The sequence below is a fragment of the Acidobacteriota bacterium genome (assembly GCA_003225175.1).
In the GTDB taxonomy this organism is placed as follows: Bacteria; Acidobacteriota; Terriglobia; order Terriglobales; family Acidobacteriaceae; genus Gp1-AA112.
Window position 1 is genome coordinate 68,944 of the sequence record QIBA01000028.1, and the last position, 15,662, is coordinate 84,605.

Consider the following 15,662-nt stretch of genomic DNA (forward strand, 5'->3'; position numbering starts at 1 on the left):
TTGTAGCGACTATAACTCAGTGCTCGTGGCGATGGTGAGCTTCTTCCAAGGTGACCGGTATCAAGCAGCCGTGAGCGGTCTCGCAATTCTCGTGTTCGAACTGGATCGTAGTGTGATGAATACGAAAGTGTACGGCCAGACGCTCCTTCACACTGCGCAAGATCGCCTCACTGGCGGATGGCGGAATATCGGCAATCGCAATATGGCAGGAGAGAGCATGCATCTCTGATCCTATGCTCCAAACGTGCAGGTCATGAACATCCCTTACTCCATTCACCTGCTTCATCGTATCGGCCAGCAGCTCCATGCTCACGCCTTTCGGGGTGCCTTCCAGCAAGATGTTGAGCGTCTCGCGAACAATGCCGAATGAGGACCAGAGAATCAGCGCGCCGATTGCGAACGAGAGTGCCGGGTCGATCCATGTCTTTCCCGTAAACAGAATGAACCAGCCGCCCACAATCACGGACGCAGTCGAGAGCGTATCTCCGAGCATATGAATGAAGGCGCTGCGAACGTTCACGTCGTCACTGCTCCCATGCAACATGATCGCAATCAGCCCATTCATGACAACGCCCGCAGCCGCCACGATCATCATCGTCCGGGCGTGCACAGCTACGGGATTCACCATGCGGTGAGCGGCTTCGAGAAAGATGTAAATCGCCACTGCTACCAGGCTGAGGGCATTTACGAACGCCGCCAGCACGCCGGCGCGATGGTAGCCAAAGGTCTTGGTCGCAGTTGGTGGACGTGTCCCGAGGTACACCGCTACCCATGACAGCAGCAGCGCGAGAAAATCCGACACGTTGTGCCCCGCCTCCGACAGCAGTGCCAGACTATGAGCTTTTATTCCAGCGACGACGGTTACAGCAATGTAGGCCAAGGTGAGGAACAGGGCCACGCGCAGGAGCTTCGAGGTGCTCGCCGGGCCATGCGCGTGCGCGTGCATATGCAGATAGTGTAGCGAGAATCGGGTGATGGGTCATCGGTGACGTGGGAACGGCACGCCGGCTAAGCTGCATACATCGAGTACTTACCCTTCACTGACATCCCGAAGCCAAAGCGAAGATCTGCTTCTCTGGGACGACTCCAGGAAAGCAGATTCGTCGCGAAAAGCAGGCGCTTCGGAATGACAGTATCGAGGTCGGTAGTAGATTGGGTTCGCACTTCGGCCGATCACCACGATGACGCGATCGCCCCGATGCTTCCAATTCTTCCTTGCCTTAGCCCGCCAACCCTCTGTGGTTCAACAGCATCCGGGTAGGGGTGAAGAGGTACTCAGACCCTGAGTAGGCATGCAGGAGATTTCCCCATGAAGCACAACACAAGTATCTTCCTAGTCTTAGTTTTGGCGGCTGTCATTGTGCCGTTCACATTGGCGCAGGACACGTCCTCGAACTCGTCAACAATCCCGAGTTCCCAGAGTGCGGCCACATCCAGTCAGACCTCCGGAAATGACACCACGGCGGTCACTTCCAAGAGCTCGTCCAACGACGGCGATCTAACCCAGCAGCTTCAGTCGAAGTTCAGCCAGGATCCGGCATTTGCCAACGTTCAGGTGTCGGTTACGAACCACAGAGCCATGCTTACTGGCAGTGTTGCGTCTAAGGCGGACAGGAAGCGCGCCAAAGAAATGGCAAAGTCCGTGGCGGGAATCAAGAAGGTGGACGAACACCTGACCGTGAACGCGACTGCCGGCGGCGGCTCTACCACTGGTAATAACAATCCCACTACTGCCGGCACTTCAAGTGGCACAACTTCAAGCGAAAGTAGCGCCTCTGCCATGCCGCCGAGCACCTCTACATCTAGTTCAGCTACCGCGCCCAGCACTACTCCTGAAACGAGCGCCAGCCCCTCCCAGAGCGCTTCGAGTGCGCCGAGTTCAGCCAGTGCTGCGACGAGTTCGAGTGGACAGAGCAGTGCTGCCAATCCGAGCGGTCAAAGTTCCGCTGCGACTGCGCCGACCAATTCGAGCACAACTCCTTCGTCGAGTTCGACAACTCCTAGCTCGACCTCAGGCGAAGCAGCAAATATGACAGCGACTCAAAGCAGCTCAGCTTCCGCCGCACCTGGCGCAAGCTCTGCTAGTGGAGCGCCCACAACCCCCAGCGCGAGCACCAGCGCCTCGGGAGTTCCCAGCAATCGGAGCGTTGGAGCGAGTGCCTCAACGAATTCGGCAGTCGGACAGAATCCGTCGAGCGCACCGCAGGCGAATACTGCGAGCCAAGGCAATGTAGCCAGCCAGACATCTACTTCTGCGACGCAATCAACTAGTCCGAGCTCGAGCACGACAGGTGGTGTCACCGGCGCGGCGACTGCGAGCGCGCCCAGTGCCTCTCAGTCTGGAACTACTTCGAGCACCATCGGCTCCAATACTGGCGTGAGCAGCAATGCTGGCGCTGCAGCCGGTACGCCTGGCAGCAGCACAACTGGAGTTGGAGTCAACGACACAGCAACTCTCCAAAATCAAATCCAGAATGCACTGCAAAATGAACCTACTCTGCGCAACGACAACCTCAATGTGAACGTGACTGACAGCACCATCGAGTTGAGCGGGACAGTTCAAACCAGCAAGGAAAAACAGACGGCACAACGCATTGCCAGCTCATTTGCAGGAAACCGGCGTGTTCGCGATCGCATCACGCTGAGCGGCAAAGGCACGGCCTCGAACAGCTCAAGCTCGAACAACCTGGGCGTTAATCCAGCCGGCAACCAGAACAATCCGAACAACCCAAACCAGCAAAACCAGAACTCAAACGACGCCAAGACACGCGGGGATGCGTCGACTAATCCTCGCTAGACTACATGTAGAAACACAGAGAAGGCGGCCCCCATGGCCGCCTTTTCGTTTACGTGGTTCCCGCCGAGGGTGGGTATTCGACAGCGATGTTACGGCTGCTGGGGTCGGGACGGCGGCTCCCAACCACATAATCGTGCTTTGCGCATGTAAGTAGCGCAAGTTTGCGCGCACACGATCAATCCGATAGCCTCGATCTAAATGGGTTCAGAGCATCATCGCGTGAGTCTCCACTTACCCGACGGCTCATTTCGCGAATTGCTGGTCCGAGAAGATCAGCACATCTGGGATGCGGCTCACGCCGTAGGAGTTGAACTACCTTCGATCTGTCATCAGGGGCGGTGCCTCACCTGCGCAGGACGACTACTCGAACCAGGCGACTTTGATGCAAGCGACGCAGTTGCCTATTTCCGTGAGGATCGAGCTGCCGGATTCATCCTTCTGTGCACCGCGTTCCCTCGTTCCGATTTGGAAATTAGAACGCACCAGCAGTTGCTCATGCGTCAGCACCGCCGAGCCTTGGGGTTACCAGCTCCATACTCAGGTGTAAGTGATGCGGGCTAAAAGGGCATTCGGCTGTCGCTTTCGGCCAGTGCACAATGCATGACTCGCCCTTACAAAGTATTCAAAAGGGCCTCAGGCTAAGAGGCTCGGAATGGACAAGGTTTCATGAGACTCTTTAGCCGAGCGCGCTCTTATACACTTGTTTGTTCCTTCAATGCTCTCTCCTGCTGAAACTCTGAACCAACGCGCACCATCCCTAACGACCTTCGTCGGCCACGTTCGTTCCGGCGATGTTCGCGCGCTCGCGCGCGCGATCACCGCGATTGAGAACGATTCGGCACAGGCTTCGCAGTTGATGAAGGCGCTGTTTCCGTACAGCGGAAACGCCACCGTAATCGGGTTGACCGGATCGCCTGGTTCGGGCAAGAGCACGCTGGTCGATCAGCTTGCTCGCGAGTACCGAAAGCAGGAAAAAACCATCGGCATTATTGCTGTCGATCCAACGAGCCCTTACACCGGGGGAGCCATTCTCGGCGACCGCATTCGCATGCAGGCGCATCATGCCGACAACGCTATCTACATCCGCAGCATGGCCACCCGCGGATTTCTCGGCGGGCTTGCTCCTGCGACTGCCGATGTCGCAACTCTGCTCGACGCTGCCGGGAAAGAAATCGTCTTTATCGAGACTGTCGGCGTAGGCCAGGACGAAATTGATATCGTCCGGCTGGCCGATGTCACCGTGGTCATTCTTGTTCCCGGGATGGGAGACGACGTTCAGACAATCAAAGCGGGAATTATGGAGATCGCCGACATCTTTGTGATTAACAAGAGCGATCGTGAAGGCGCGGAGCGCGTGGAGCGAGAGATCCGCGCCATGCAGACGCTTGACATCCGCCACGATGATTGGACGCCTCCGATTGTGAAAACCGTCGCCAGCGACGGGAACGGCGTCCCCGATTTGGTGAAGGCGATCGCATCATATCGCCAGTACCTCAAAAGAAAAGACCTGATGCTGCGCAAAAAGGTCAGCAACTGGCGGGAGCGCTTGGTTGAGATGCTGCGCAAAGCGCTGCTCGATCGCATGATCCGCGAGCAGCTCGATCCCGAGCATCTGAATCAATACGCCCGGGAGATCGCTGAGCACAAGCGGGATCCTTATTCCTTAGTAGAGGAGCTGGTCACGAACTTTGGAGCAAAGCATGTTTAAGGTCGATCATCTGGGCATCGCGGTGAAGAGTATTGCAGAGGCTCGCAAGTTTTACGAGAAGCTTGGCATGAAGGTTGTTAGCGAGGAAGTTATCGAGGACGAAAAAGTACGCGCAGCGATGGTGCCCGCGGGCGAAAGCCGGCTGGAACTTCTTCAAGGAACCTCCGAAGACTCGGTAATTAGTAAATTCATCGCCAAGCGTGGTGAGGGATTGCATCACGTCGCCATCCACGTGAACGACATCTCGGCAACCTTCGAAGACCTGAAACGCAAAGGTGTCCGCCTCATCTCGGACGAAATCAAAATCGGCGCCGGCGGACACCTTTACATCTTCGTGCATCCCTCTGCTAGTGGAGGCGTATTGCTCGAGCTCTGCCAGGATCCCATCTCTGCGGTCTGACATGCTGCTGCTCGCTCTCGATACTTCGGGAAGGCAAGGCGGGGTTACCCTGGCGCGCGGCGCAGGCGGGCAGGTCGAAATCATCGAATCGGCATCGATTCAAGGTGGGACATTTTCGGCAGAACTCGTTCCGCAGATCTCCGATATTTTGCGCCGGTACCAATTAACTCCCCAGCAGCTTCAAGGGTTGGTGGCCGTCACGGGCCCCGGTTCATTCACTGGCTTGCGCGTGGGGCTCACGGCCGTTAAGGCATTGGCTGAGGCGTTAACAATTCCTATCGCTGCTGTGACTTCTTTGGAGTTGTTGCTTGAAGTGACAGGCATTGAAATGGGGGCGATGGCCGTGCTTGATGCTGGGCGAGGTGAGCTCTACGTCGCAGTTTGGAACGGAACTCGCGAAGAGATGCTGCTGTCGTTGGACGAAGCTCTTGCCCTGGCGAGATCGCATAATCTGCGCGTGCTGGCTGCCGAGACGAACATCGCGGCGAAGTTTGACCAAGCAATATTAGCGACTTACTGCAGCACCGAGGTAGCAGCGAGGATTGGATATTCCAAACTGCTTGGTGGAGAAACAATCGATGTCCTCGTGCTGGATGCTAACTACATTCGCCGGTCGGAAGCTGAGTACATGCAAAAGATGAGGAAGTAAATGCTTCGTACTCCGAATCACAACCCACTCGCCTTAGTTCCGGGGCACAAGTTCGCCAGGTCAGTCTGCAAGGATCTTTGAAGGGGCACGGCTTCAGCGAAGCGAAGCCATACCCCTTCAAAATCGATTCCTTTGAGCTTATCTTTGTTCCCGATTCTATTCAGTCTCCTGAGAGATCAGTTAATGAAACCCACTCGCGAACCTTTCCCAGCCATGCCGACCACTTACTCGGTTGGTTCACAAACGTTCCAGCGACGGATGTACTTCCAGAATGAACGGTGGGCGCGGCTGTTTATCGAGACGCTGTATCACTATCGGCAAACAGGCATCTTCAAATTGCATGCGTTCGTCGTCATGCCTGAACACTTCCACATTCTGCTTACGCCTTCAACAACTCTCGAACGAACAGTTCAATATCTAAAAGGGGGCTTTTCTCGAAAAGCGAGATTGAAATTTCATTGGAAATTCCCGATTTGGCAGAACAGTTTCACCGATCATCGAATTCGGGATGCCGTTGATTGCGATAATCACATTCAGTACATCTATCTGAATCCGATTAGAAGAAAACTCTGTGGTGTGGCGTCAGAGTATCCGTACTCTTCCGCTCATTCCGGCTTTGAGCTCGACGAACCCCCGCAGCGGCTAAAGCCGGAGTGGGGGGCGAGTTCCTGCGGCACGGCTCTGCACCCCGAATGCTGTGCCCCTTCAGAATCGGAACAGCCGAATACAAAGCAAACAGGAGTTCAGAGTTCCGCTGTACGTGTCGGCAAGAGCCAAACTAACTCGCTTTGCGATACACGCTTCGATACCCTCGAAACCGTAAAGATCATTCCAGCGAAAGCATCCGCAATACCGTTCATCCTTTCAGTCCAGCGCGCCTGTCCTGCTGCTTCTCAGTGGAAGCCAACCGACTACACGGCGGCTATTGCCCAACCTGATCGTCTGGTCCTAATCGCCGAGAAGGACTCCAAAATTCTCGGCTTCGCGGTTGTTTATACTGGAATTCCGGAATGGGAACTCGAAAATGTGGCTGTCGCTCCGGATTCGCGCAGGAGCGGAATCGGGCGCGCTCTGATGGCCGCGCTTATCAATCTAGCCCGAAAGGCTGGTGCAACCGAAATCCGCCAGGAGATTCGGATATCGAACACGGCTGCACAGAAGCTAGGGCTTTCGGTCGGTTTCATTCAGGAAGGTCGGCGGCCTGACTACTACCGCGATCGGGTGGAAGATGCCTTATTGTTCAAGTACTTACTTGGCCGGCAGTAATGCGGCAGGGGAGCTCGCCAGTACGTTCATAATTCCGCAAAAATCGTTGAACCAGCTCAGGCACTGTGCTACTTTTCATGTCCTGAGGCACATCCAAGATGATGTGTCGGCAGTTCTGGCCAGGAGGTTCAAGGATGGCAACATCCCTCCGCGAAGAGCTTTTGGCCAGCCACGAGGAGTTTCGTAGGCTGGCCGAGGAACACTCACATTATTGTCAACGCCTCGAAGTTCTCACCCACAAGCCGTATCCCTCCACAGAAGAACAACTGGAAGAAGTCAGACTGAAGAAGCTGAAGCTGCGTCTTAAGGACCAGATGGAATCCATCGAGCAGCAGCAGCGTCAGTTGCATCAGGTGGCTTAAGGTCTAGCTGCTGAGCGGCGCGAAAGCAGCTCTCTCGCCGCGAGGGCTATCGGTGTGTTCGGGTCCTTCTAAATCTAAAATTCCAGAACTCCAAGTTTTGCTGGGTTTCCCGCGCGATGCCTGCGAAACCACAACAGTGTGGTCGGCCTTGAATGCGTACTGGAGACGTAGCAGGCTACGCCGCTGGCAGTCGCTCGCCCGATATAATCATTGAATCCCTTATGGTCCGTGACGGCTTCTATTACGGCCTGGGCGCACTCGTGGCCGCTTTGCTCCTGGGTCTCCTCAATTCTTGGCTCGCCTTGCCGCCATTGTTGCTGGGTGGGTTCTTCCTGTGGTTTTTTCGCGATCCGGAGCGTGCCATTCCTGACGGGCCTGGAATCATCGTCTCTCCTGCTGATGGCAAAGTCACCTCGATCTCAGGAGCCCCGGAAGACGGTCGGAAGCAGAGGATCAGCATTTTCCTGAATGTATTTGACGTTCACGTGAACCGATCTCCTATTACCGGGACTATCACGGGCATCTCCTACCAGAAAGGCAAGTTCGGAAATGCGATGTCTGCCGGATCGTCAGACACGAACGAGCAGAATGTTGTCACGGTCGAAGGAGATAACCAGACGGTCGTCTTCAAGCAGATCGCTGGGCTACTTGCGCGCAGAATTATCTTTAATCCTCGAACTGGCGACCGGATCGAGCGCGGCCAGCGCGTTGGACTCATCAAGTTCGGTTCCCGGGTGGACGTGGTGCTGGAAGACACCGTGGACATTCAAGTGAAAGTGGGGGACCACGTCGCCGGGGGTTCGTCTATCCTTGGAGTGCTCCGCGCAGGTCAGAGCCGGGCGGAAGCGGTGTGATGAATCTGGGCAGGCCATTTCGACGGGCAGACGATCCGCAGCAGCCACATCGCATGCGTCGGGGCATGTACGTACTCCCGTCAATCTTTACCGCCGGAAACATCGCCGCAGGCTATTACGCAATCTCACAAGCGATTCAAGGTTCGGCCAGCGCGCCATTCCACTTCGATAACGCGGCCAAAGCGATAGGTTTTGCCGTGCTCTTTGATGGACTCGACGGCCGCATCGCGCGCATGACGAACACGACCAGTGACTTCGGCCGTGAACTGGACTCGCTTGCGGACGTCATCACTTTCGGAGTCGCTCCCGCCATTTTGGCCTGGATTTGGGGATGCCATCAGATTCCTGAACTGTGGCAGCCCGATCTGCGCCACAAGATCATCCAGGCCGGCGCAATCGTGACCTTCCTCTTCGTGATTGCCGGAGCGAGCCGACTGGCACGCTTTAACATCAGCAAAAACCCTCAGCCCAAGAATCCTGGACGGCCCGGCCGCAAATACTTTGTCGGAATGCCGATTCCGGCTGGCGCCGCGATGATCGCCGCGACGGTGCATTTTGGTGATGGCGCTCCGATCGACCGCTGGTGGGAGACCTTGCTGTGGCTAGTCTTCCTTGTGCTGATCTCATACTTGATGGTCAGTACCTGGCGCTTCTGGAGTCCCAAGGGTATCGACTTGCGCACACGGCAGCCGTTCTGGGTTTTTCTGGTCATCTGCGGTTTTCTGGCTCTCCTTTGGTATTACTCGGAGTACGTTCTCTTCGCTCTCGGACTCTTGTATCTCGTTTCGGGAATCATCGCCCGCTTCGCCTATGCTGTGAAGCGAAGGCCCCCTACCGCTCCGAGCTACGAACCTGAATCCGGGGTCGATCTGGCATGAACCGTCCCGCCATTGTCCCTCATGTATTCCGTGTGGCGATTGTCGGTGCTGCCACTCTGAAAGGCCGCGAGCTGAAGGAAGTTCTCGACGAGATGAACTTCCCCGTTGCCGACGTAAAGCTGCTCGATGATGATGAGTCTCTGGGACAACTCGATCAGATCGGCGATGAGGCGACGTTTATCCAGCCGGCTGATCCGGAGCATTTTCGCAATGTCGACTTCGCTTTTTTTGCCTCAGATGCCGCGTTCACTGGCAGGCATTGGCAGAGCGCACTTCAGGCAGGCGCCACGGTTCTTGATCTCTCGTATGCTCTCTACGGGGAACGCAACGTCTCAGCTCGTTCACCGTGGATCGAAAAGGAACTGGAACGTGAATCGGGTCGAGAACCGGGACATGAGGATCTGACCACGACGGCGGTCGTGATTGCGCATCCCGCGGCCAGCGTTCTGGCTTTGCTGCTGCTGCGAGCGCGGAGCGCAGGCAGCATTCAAACAGTGGCTGCAACGGTCTTCGAGCCGGTCTCCGAACAAGGCAAACGCGGCATGGATGAGCTGCACCAGCAAACCGTGAACCTGCTCTCCTTCACGACGTTACCAAAGGAAGTCTTCGACGAGCAGGTTGCCTTCAACATGCTTGGCCGCTTCGGAGAAGGCTCTTCGATTTCTCTCAAGAACATCGAAGCTCGCATTGCCGCGCACTTCGAGGCCATTGTCGGCAAGAGCGTGCCGGTACCTTCGCTGATGCTGGTGCAGGCTCCTACCTTCCACGCACACACGTTTTCCGTCTACATTCAGTTTGACGGCGAGATCAAGGCGTCGGCACTCGCCACGGCGTTGGCTGGGGAGCACGTGACGATCGTCGATCCAGCAGAAGATGGGCCCAGCAACGTAAACGCAGCCGGACAAGGAAACGTACTTGTATCCGTGCGCCGGGACGCCCGCAATGCGAATGGGTTCTGGATTTGGGCGGCGGCTGACAACTTGAAGATTGCTGCGATCAGCGCGGTGGAATGCGCGGCGACGTTGAGCACGATGCGACCTTTGGGGAAGGTACAGTGAAACTTGGTAAAGATGCAGCATATTGCGTCTTTGCGACGAGTTCTGGGCTGCACGCAGCGCTAGAAGCACCGAACAGCTTGGTGGAGACGCAGCATGCTGCGTCTCTATCATCTTTTGCGCATGGCCCAACTCACAAAACAGCAGAGCCCGGGCGCGAAAAGCGCGCGCCAGGGATGACAGTATTCAGTGGAGTGAGCTTTATTGGTGCTCTACTCCTCATGTCCTTCTTCCTTAGCGCCTGCGGCTATCACTCGTCGAGCCACTCGCAAGTCAAACTCCCGTCCGGTATCGACATCATCGCCGTACCCATTTTCATCAACAAAACAAGCAGTTATCGCGCCGAGCAAGTATTGACCGAAGCTGTGGTTCGCGAATTCACGAGTCGTAGTCCTTACAAAATCGAAACGAAAGATGATGGCACTTCGGATGCCGTGCTTCACGGCACAGTCGTCACTACGAACATCTACCCTCTTACGTACGATTCCCAAACTGGGAGACAATCGAGCGCTATTGTTCAAATCAACATGAGCGTCAAGCTCGTCGACAAGCACGGCAAAACGCTCTTCGAGAATCCCAACTACCAGTTTCGCGAGCAGTACCAGGTGACTCGTGAGGTCACCAGCTTCTTCGACGAAAGCCCTCCCGCGGTCGACCGTCTCTCGCGCGATTTTGCGCGCACCCTGGTCGCCGAAATCCTGGAGGGCTTCTGATGTCAGGCCGCAGCTTTACTGTCACAGAGCGCTTCGTTTCGGAGGTCTCGGCGCGCAATTTGAAGGCAGCCTATGTACTCGTTGGCGACGAAGTGTTCTTTCGCGACCGATGCCGCGCCGCTCTGCTTCAGCATCTGGTTACGCCCGAACTTCGTGACTTCAGCCTCCACGATCTCGATCTCACGCAAACCAGCCTTGCCGAAATCCTCGACTTGGCGCGCACGCCTTCGCTGATGGCGCCGTTTCAGGTCTTCTTCATTCGCAGCGTGAAAGCCCTTTATGGGCGTGGATCACATCACGAGGAGTTCGCCGCAATCGAGGAGTATTGCCGCAACCCCAATCCCGCGGCAGTGCTGATTTTTGTCGCCGACCACATCAGCATTTCCGCCGATGCCCGCCGGATGGAGATGCAGGACAAGGAACGCTACGAGCGCATCCGCGAAACTCTGGGAGAGTACTGCACGATAATCGAGCTGTCGCGCGTTGACGAAAGCGATGGCATGCGCTGGGTGATTGAACACGCGGCGAAAGAGGGAGTGAAAGCAGATGCTGAAGCCGCGCGAGAGCTGGTCGATGCGCTCGGCGCTGACATGATGCTGGTCAGCAACGAACTCGAGAAGCTGATCCTGTTCGTTGGGCAGAAGAAACGAATCAGCATCGGCGACGTGGAAACCATGGTGCTCGCCGCCAAGCAGCGTTCCCTTTACGAACTCACCGACGCGATCTCCTCCAAGGACCGTGTTCGCGCGCTCTCCGTGCTGGATGCGCTCCTCGCCGGCGAAGAAGGAGAAGAGGCGGCGATTGGACACATATACATGCTGGCGCGTACCTTCCGCCAGATGCTCGTAATCCTGGAGAAGAACGTCCGCGATTCGCGCGCGATCTGGCAGGCGCTATGGCAAGGCTTCCGCGTGCCTCCCTTTGCTGCCGAGGACATAATTCGCCAAGCTCGCCGCTACAAGTCACGCCGGGAACTCATGGCTGCGCTGCGACTGCTCGCCCGCGCTGATCTGGCTCTGCGCTCCAATCCTCCCAGCAAACGGCTAGTGCTTGAGAAGCTCGTCATCGACCTCTGCGCCGAGACCTCGCCCGCGGGACCCCGGTGGACTCAGGAAGAACTGGCCCTCTGAGTAGTAGAGACACAGCATGCTGCGTCTCTACTAAAAGTTCGTTTTTTTTGTGATCCCTAAATTTAAAGAAGTTAGGGGACGAGATCCCCGACATATCCCCGGAAGTTCGGGGATCAATCCCCGGCCGGATCCCCAGCATTTCGGGGATAATCCCCCGAAATCCCCGGCGCCTCCGGGGATTGCTCGGGAATCATCGAGGTCAAAGGCCTGCAAAATGAACCGTCGATTTGCCGACGGTTTTTGCCTCCTCGCCAAAGCAATTCCCAAACTGGAATTCGCACGCACCTCTGCATGATGGCGCAAGTGATAAAGAAAAGGCAAGGTTCATCCGTTGTTCTACGACTTTTTCGGTTTAATCTGCTCAAGAGCTTACGACTGATGGGAAAAATATTTGCGTCGTCCGTTGTTCTAGAAACAAAAGACGTACTCATGCGAAGCTATAGGTCTATGCCAGAGCCGTTTCTGGATCAGTCGCCGAACCAACCAGCTGTCCGTGGCTTCCTCCATCAGCCAAAGGAACGCATTGATGCTGGTCTGGTGCTCACTCACAGCGCGGGAGGGAATTGCAACTCACCATTGCTGGTGGCACTCGCTGCTGCGCTCTGCACCACGGGCCTGATGGTTCTCCGGTGCGATCTCCCCTTTCGCCAGGCGCGCCCACATGGGCCGCCGATGGCCAGCGCTGAGAGGGATCAAGCAGGACTTCAGCGTGCGGTTCAGGTATTGCGCGAGCAGATCAACAGCCGCATCTTTCTCGCCGGACACTCTTACGGCGGACGTATGGCAACTACGCTTTGCGCTCATCAGCCTTCGTTGCTGGATGGTCTTTTGTTGCTCTCTTATCCGCTGCATCCGCCGCGCAAGCCGGAACAACTGCGAACTGCGCACTTTCCCAAGTTGTACACACGAGCGCTGTTCGTACATGGAACGCGGGATCCATTTGGATCGATTCAAGAGATGAAGTCGGCGTTGGGTCTAATTCCAGGCCAGACTGAACTCTTGCCGATCGAAGGCGCTGGCCATGAATTGCTGACGAAGTTCAATCGGGAGCGCCTCGCTAGCAGCATCCTGGCAAAGTTTCGGGAGTTCTTTCCTTAGCTCGCGAGTGCAGGATTGGCAGTACCGGTGGCGGTTGCCGCTGCGTAGGCGTGCGCCGGGCTGGAGACGTGATGCTGAATTGGACGGACTGACCCAGCGGCTCCCGCCGCCACTACATGCGCTCACAGCGCGTTGATTCGCTGCAGCACGCTCACAACAACACGATCACATCGCTCTCCCATGAAGGGAAATGCGCTGCTCGCATTCGACGACACGCGGGCAAGCAGTTCCTTACGCAGTAGAGCATGTCCGCGATGCAGGCGAGTCTTCACGTTCTCCTGCGAAATCTCCAGGGCATCCGCAGTTTCGGCTGTGCACATCTCCTCGACGTCTCGGAGCATAACGACCGAGCGAAACTGCTCCGGCAGGTTCAGGATCGCTTCCTCCAGCAGCTTTCCGAGTTCCGCCTTAGAGGCGTACTGTTCGGGATTTTCGGATTTGGAGTAAAGTATGCTCGTATCCGCCTCCAGAGAAACTTCGTCAAGTTGAGTCATGTGTCCACGTTGGCGCAGACGGGCGAACGCCTCGTGGACGGCGATCCTCGTAAGCCATGTAGAAAACTGCGAACGTCCGGCAAACTGGTTCAAGTGCTGATAAGCGCGAACGTAGGCATCCTGCATAACGTCTTCGGTCTCATTCTCGTCGCGCAGGATGGCCCTCACTGCACGGTATAGGCGCTGGTTGTAGCGCCGCATGATCAGCTCATAGAGCGCAGTCTCACCGGCCAGAACGCGGGAGACGATTTCCTGGTCGCTCCAAGCCTCCATCTTCGTCTGTTCAAGAATTGCAGGAATCGCCATCACTCAAATAGAGTCTCGCGAGGAGATTAGGTTACAGGATTTCAGAGCTCTAGATGCAAACCGCTGGCCGAGCTGTAACCGTTGGCCTCCTTTTCGCTCAATTCGGAGTAGGAAGCAAGTGGATGAAACGAAGTTTGATAACAGATTAAGTGCCGCTTGGTGGGCGCTACGAATTGGTCTGGGGGCGGGGCCGATCATCGTTGGACTCGACGTTCTTCAACAAAATCGTCGATTGGGGAATGTACCTGAGCCCGTTGGCTACGAAAGTCGTGCGCGTGAGCAATACGACATCATGCACGCCGTCGGAGTGATTGAGATCATCGCCGGGAGCCTCGTTCTTAGCCGGCACATGAAAGTTGGCAACTACGTCGTGATGCTCTGGTTGCTCGGTATCTCCATCAATCTTGTGACAACCGGCATGTTCTTCGATCTGGCGATGCGCGATCTCGGGTTGGCGGTGGCTGCGTTCGCCTTATCGCAGCTTTCGGCACTGCGAGAGGATACAATCGCGGTGCGAGAATCTAGTCCAACTTTGAGAGCTACTGCATAAATCTGGAAACGGAGAATACTTAATGCATAAATTCTTATTGGTGACCGCCATCATGGCCAGTTTCGTAGCCGTGGCTGCTGCCGAAACATTTAACGATGCTCCCGTGCTTGATGTCTCCTGCGCAAGGATCGCCGCCAAAGATCCGGACGCGCACACTCGCGAATGTGCGCTTCAGTGCCAGAAGAGCGGCTTTGGGATCATGACCAGCGACCATAAATTCCTGAAGTTCGATTCGAAGGGGAACTCTCTTGTTGTCGATGCTCTCAAGAAGTCCGACAAGAACGCGCATCTGCGTGTTGATGTAAGCGGCGATCTCAAGGGTGATACGTTGAAGGTCACGTCGCTCAAGCTTCTGTAATTCTGTGAGACTCCCATCAGAACGGAGTGCCCGGCACCCACGTCCGGCGTTCCAGAGCATTTAGGAGTTACCGTACGGTTTTGCCGGACCTAACCGTACCGGGCGCCGAGTACGCCCAGGCGCTCCGTAAGACATCCTTCCGCCCTTGCCACTGTTCATTTTCGGACACCTCTTCGCGGCCTCGAACACGCAGGGTTTGCTGCACGTCACTATTTAGGCCTTAAGCACTGCCGAATCATCCTGTTGCCTGTTGCTTCGTTTCGGAATCGGACGTGCCATTTCTCTCCTGAAGGCAAGGTTTCAGGATCCGAAAAATGATTGAGTTACGCGGTATAGAGAAAACGATCAAGTCGCCGGCAGGAACGATCTGGCTGTTGCGGCGGATCAACCTCGACGTAGGGCAAGGCGAGTTTGTGACCATCATGGGCCCCTCGGGCGCGGGCAAAACCACGCTCATGAGCATCCTTGGGATGCTCGACGATCAATGGACGGGGGAATACTACTTTGCTGGCGAAGCCGTACACAAAATGAACCGCAAGCAGCGTTCGGAGCTGAACAAGAAAAACATTGGCTTCGTCTTCCAGAGCTACCACCTGCTCGACAATCTCACGGTGGCCGAGAATCTCGATCTTCCGCTTTCTTACAAAGATATCAAGAAATCTGAGCGCACCAGCATGGTGTGCGACACGCTGGATCGCTTCAACATCGTCGGGAAAAAAGATCTCTATCCCAATCAGTTGTCGGGCGGACAGCAGCAATTGGTCGGCGTCGCTCGCGCGGTGATCAACAAGCCCAAATTGATCCTTGCCGACGAACCGACGGGCAATCTTCATAGCGACCAAGCGAAGGAAATCATGGAGCTCTTCCGGCAGCTCAACGAGGCTGGAACGACGATCATCCAAGTAACTCACTCCGAGGGGAACGCGGCTTACGGGAATCGCACGATCAAGCTGCTTGATGGATGGATCGTAGGAGACACGGCGCGTCCAGTGGAAGCCGGGCACGCCTTGGCGACATAAGAGTTTCTCGACAAATCAGAGTTGA

Annotated in this window: 17 protein-coding genes and 1 pseudogene; 16 read left to right on the plus strand and 2 right to left on the minus strand. The window is 56.0% G+C overall.

Features of this window, described 5'->3' with window-relative positions; translation table 11 throughout:
* Nucleotides 1-16: 16 nt before the first annotated feature.
* Nucleotides 17-946, minus strand: a complete 930-nt coding sequence (locus tag DMG62_01340) for a cation transporter (protein PYY24768.1) — start codon at nucleotides 944-946, stop codon at nucleotides 17-19.
* A 363-nt stretch (nucleotides 947-1,309) separates the two neighbouring features.
* On the opposite strand from DMG62_01340, the gene DMG62_01345 reads away from it, so the two are divergent.
* The 13 genes from DMG62_01345 to DMG62_01405 all read left to right on the plus strand — a co-directional run bounded on the left by DMG62_01345 (nucleotide 1,310) and on the right by DMG62_01405 (nucleotide 12,910).
* Nucleotides 1,310-2,797, plus strand: a complete 1,488-nt coding sequence (locus DMG62_01345; GenBank protein PYY24769.1) for a hypothetical protein — start codon at nucleotides 1,310-1,312, stop codon at nucleotides 2,795-2,797.
* Between the two features lie 198 nt (nucleotides 2,798-2,995).
* Entirely contained in the window at nucleotides 2,996-3,358 is a 363-nt protein-coding gene (locus DMG62_01350) for a ferredoxin (protein PYY24770.1), read from the plus strand.
* Between the two features lie 154 nt (nucleotides 3,359-3,512).
* On the plus strand, nucleotides 3,513-4,505 hold the full coding sequence (locus tag DMG62_01355; GenBank protein ID PYY24843.1) for a methylmalonyl Co-A mutase-associated GTPase MeaB: 993 nt from the start codon (nucleotides 3,513-3,515) through the stop codon (nucleotides 4,503-4,505).
* Nucleotides 4,498-4,905: a methylmalonyl-CoA epimerase gene (gene mce, locus DMG62_01360; GenBank protein PYY24771.1), complete on the plus strand. Its 408-nt coding sequence runs from the start codon at nucleotides 4,498-4,500 to the stop codon at nucleotides 4,903-4,905. The genes DMG62_01355 and mce overlap by 8 nt, the downstream gene beginning before the upstream one ends.
* Before the next feature lies 1 nt (nucleotide 4,906).
* A complete protein-coding gene (gene tsaB / locus DMG62_01365) occupies nucleotides 4,907-5,554 on the plus strand; it encodes a tRNA (adenosine(37)-N6)-threonylcarbamoyltransferase complex dimerization subunit type 1 TsaB (protein PYY24772.1) in 648 nt (215 codons plus the stop codon).
* Between the two features lie 183 nt (nucleotides 5,555-5,737).
* Complete coding sequence (gene rimI, locus DMG62_01370; protein ID PYY24773.1) at nucleotides 5,738-6,820, plus strand: ribosomal-protein-alanine N-acetyltransferase; 1,083 nt, start codon at nucleotides 5,738-5,740, stop codon at nucleotides 6,818-6,820.
* A 98-nt stretch (nucleotides 6,821-6,918) separates the two neighbouring features.
* The gene (locus DMG62_01375; GenBank protein PYY24774.1) at nucleotides 6,919-7,182 is read left to right on the plus strand and encodes a DUF465 domain-containing protein; all 264 of its coding nucleotides are present in this window, start codon (nucleotides 6,919-6,921) and stop codon (nucleotides 7,180-7,182) included.
* 221 nt (nucleotides 7,183-7,403) lie between these two features.
* The gene (locus DMG62_01380; GenBank protein ID PYY24844.1) at nucleotides 7,404-8,036 is read left to right on the plus strand and encodes a phosphatidylserine decarboxylase family protein; all 633 of its coding nucleotides are present in this window, start codon (nucleotides 7,404-7,406) and stop codon (nucleotides 8,034-8,036) included.
* A 65-nt stretch (nucleotides 8,037-8,101) separates the two neighbouring features.
* Nucleotides 8,102-8,914, plus strand: coding sequence for a CDP-diacylglycerol--serine O-phosphatidyltransferase (gene pssA / locus DMG62_01385; protein ID PYY24845.1), 813 nt, complete (start codon nucleotides 8,102-8,104; stop codon nucleotides 8,912-8,914).
* Nucleotides 8,911-9,972 (plus strand): segregation protein B, encoded by a 1,062-nt coding sequence (locus tag DMG62_01390; GenBank protein ID PYY24775.1) that lies wholly within the window; start codon nucleotides 8,911-8,913, stop codon nucleotides 9,970-9,972. The genes pssA and DMG62_01390 overlap by 4 nt, the downstream gene beginning before the upstream one ends.
* The gene (locus tag DMG62_01395) at nucleotides 9,924-10,682 is read left to right on the plus strand and encodes a hypothetical protein (protein ID PYY24776.1); all 759 of its coding nucleotides are present in this window, start codon (nucleotides 9,924-9,926) and stop codon (nucleotides 10,680-10,682) included. Before DMG62_01390 ends, DMG62_01395 begins: the two co-directional genes overlap by 49 nt.
* Entirely contained in the window at nucleotides 10,682-11,812 is a 1,131-nt protein-coding gene (holA, locus tag DMG62_01400) for a DNA polymerase III subunit delta (protein ID PYY24777.1), read from the plus strand. The genes DMG62_01395 and holA overlap by 1 nt, the downstream gene beginning before the upstream one ends.
* 447 nt (nucleotides 11,813-12,259) lie before the next feature.
* Entirely contained in the window at nucleotides 12,260-12,910 is a 651-nt protein-coding gene (locus tag DMG62_01405) for an alpha/beta hydrolase (protein PYY24778.1), read from the plus strand.
* A gap of 122 nt (nucleotides 12,911-13,032) precedes the next feature.
* Here DMG62_01405 and DMG62_01410 read toward each other — a convergent pair whose 3' ends face one another.
* Nucleotides 13,033-13,710 carry an RNA polymerase sigma factor gene (locus DMG62_01410; GenBank protein PYY24779.1) on the minus strand — a complete coding sequence of 226 codons (678 nt, stop codon included), beginning with the start codon at nucleotides 13,708-13,710 and terminating at the stop codon, nucleotides 13,033-13,035.
* A gap of 118 nt (nucleotides 13,711-13,828) precedes the next feature.
* On the opposite strand from DMG62_01410, the pseudogene DMG62_01415 reads away from it, so the two are divergent.
* The 3 genes and pseudogenes from DMG62_01415 to DMG62_01425 all read left to right on the plus strand — a co-directional run bounded on the left by DMG62_01415 (nucleotide 13,829) and on the right by DMG62_01425 (nucleotide 15,637).
* Nucleotides 13,829-14,260 (plus strand): annotated as a pseudogene (locus tag DMG62_01415) (hypothetical protein).
* A gap of 22 nt (nucleotides 14,261-14,282) precedes the next feature.
* Entirely contained in the window at nucleotides 14,283-14,618 is a 336-nt protein-coding gene (locus DMG62_01420; protein ID PYY24780.1) for a hypothetical protein, read from the plus strand.
* Between the two features lie 314 nt (nucleotides 14,619-14,932).
* Nucleotides 14,933-15,637 carry a phosphonate ABC transporter ATP-binding protein gene (locus DMG62_01425; protein PYY24781.1) on the plus strand — a complete coding sequence of 235 codons (705 nt, stop codon included), beginning with the start codon at nucleotides 14,933-14,935 and terminating at the stop codon, nucleotides 15,635-15,637.
* Nucleotides 15,638-15,662 lie beyond the last annotated feature (25 nt).

Excerpts from the sequence above, each read along its gene's own strand:
- DMG62_01350 (PYY24770.1), top strand. The coding sequence starts at position 2,996 with ATGGGTTCAGAGCATCATCGCGTGAGTCTCCACTTACCCGACGGCTCA.
- DMG62_01395 (PYY24776.1), top strand. The coding sequence starts at position 9,924 with ATGCGCGGCGACGTTGAGCACGATGCGACCTTTGGGGAAGGTACAGTG.
- DMG62_01390 (PYY24775.1), top strand. The coding sequence starts at position 8,911 with ATGAACCGTCCCGCCATTGTCCCTCATGTATTCCGTGTGGCGATTGTC.
- tsaB (PYY24772.1), top strand. The coding sequence starts at position 4,907 with ATGCTGCTGCTCGCTCTCGATACTTCGGGAAGGCAAGGCGGGGTTACC.
- DMG62_01375 (PYY24774.1), top strand. The coding sequence starts at position 6,919 with ATGATGTGTCGGCAGTTCTGGCCAGGAGGTTCAAGGATGGCAACATCC.
- DMG62_01410 (PYY24779.1), bottom strand. The coding sequence starts at position 13,710 with ATGGCGATTCCTGCAATTCTTGAACAGACGAAGATGGAGGCTTGGAGC.
- DMG62_01425 (PYY24781.1), top strand. The coding sequence starts at position 14,933 with ATGATTGAGTTACGCGGTATAGAGAAAACGATCAAGTCGCCGGCAGGA.
- DMG62_01380 (PYY24844.1), top strand. The coding sequence starts at position 7,404 with ATGGTCCGTGACGGCTTCTATTACGGCCTGGGCGCACTCGTGGCCGCT.
- DMG62_01345 (PYY24769.1), top strand. The coding sequence starts at position 1,310 with ATGAAGCACAACACAAGTATCTTCCTAGTCTTAGTTTTGGCGGCTGTC.
- holA (PYY24777.1), top strand. The coding sequence starts at position 10,682 with ATGTCAGGCCGCAGCTTTACTGTCACAGAGCGCTTCGTTTCGGAGGTC.
- pssA (PYY24845.1), top strand. The coding sequence starts at position 8,102 with ATGTACGTACTCCCGTCAATCTTTACCGCCGGAAACATCGCCGCAGGC.
- rimI (PYY24773.1), top strand. The coding sequence starts at position 5,738 with ATGAAACCCACTCGCGAACCTTTCCCAGCCATGCCGACCACTTACTCG.
- DMG62_01340 (PYY24768.1), bottom strand. The coding sequence starts at position 946 with ATGCACGCGCACGCGCATGGCCCGGCGAGCACCTCGAAGCTCCTGCGC.
- mce (PYY24771.1), top strand. The coding sequence starts at position 4,498 with ATGTTTAAGGTCGATCATCTGGGCATCGCGGTGAAGAGTATTGCAGAG.
- DMG62_01405 (PYY24778.1), top strand. The coding sequence starts at position 12,260 with ATGCCAGAGCCGTTTCTGGATCAGTCGCCGAACCAACCAGCTGTCCGT.
- DMG62_01420 (PYY24780.1), top strand. The coding sequence starts at position 14,283 with ATGCATAAATTCTTATTGGTGACCGCCATCATGGCCAGTTTCGTAGCC.
- DMG62_01355 (PYY24843.1), top strand. The coding sequence starts at position 3,513 with ATGCTCTCTCCTGCTGAAACTCTGAACCAACGCGCACCATCCCTAACG.